Annotated in this window: 1 protein-coding gene; it reads right to left on the reverse strand. The window is 46.6% G+C overall.

What is annotated here, in order from left to right; all coding sequences use genetic code 11:
- A partial coding sequence (locus tag SB847_RS20625) for a DNA polymerase domain-containing protein (RefSeq protein WP_410578431.1) occupies nt 1–367 on the reverse strand: 367 nt, incomplete at both ends.

Genomic DNA, 367 nt, shown 5'->3' on the forward strand with positions numbered 1-367 from the left:
GCGGGATTTCGTATTTAGACAGTTTCTGGGTAACTTCTTTAACGATACGAACCGCTTCTTCAACGTTACCGTGTTTCAGGATCGCTTCCAGAACACGCGCCTGGGTTTCTTTCGCGATTTCAGACCAGTCACGACGAACGATTTCCAGACCACGGGTGATGATTTTACCTTCTTCGTCGATCAGCGCGTATTTTTTTTTGGTAACGAAGAAACCACGTTTGTAGAAACCTTCGTATTCCAGTTCCAGCAGACCCGGCAGTTTCGCGTTGATGTAGTCAACGAATTCCAGCGCTTTTTTTTTGATTTCTTCAGATTTACCACCCGGGATGGTCGCGTACAGACCGTCGGTGTCGATGTACAGAACTTT

Source organism: Bacillus sp. SIMBA_026 (genome assembly GCF_046535335.1).
Lineage (GTDB): Bacteria > Bacillota > Bacilli > Bacillales > Bacillaceae > Bacillus > Bacillus velezensis.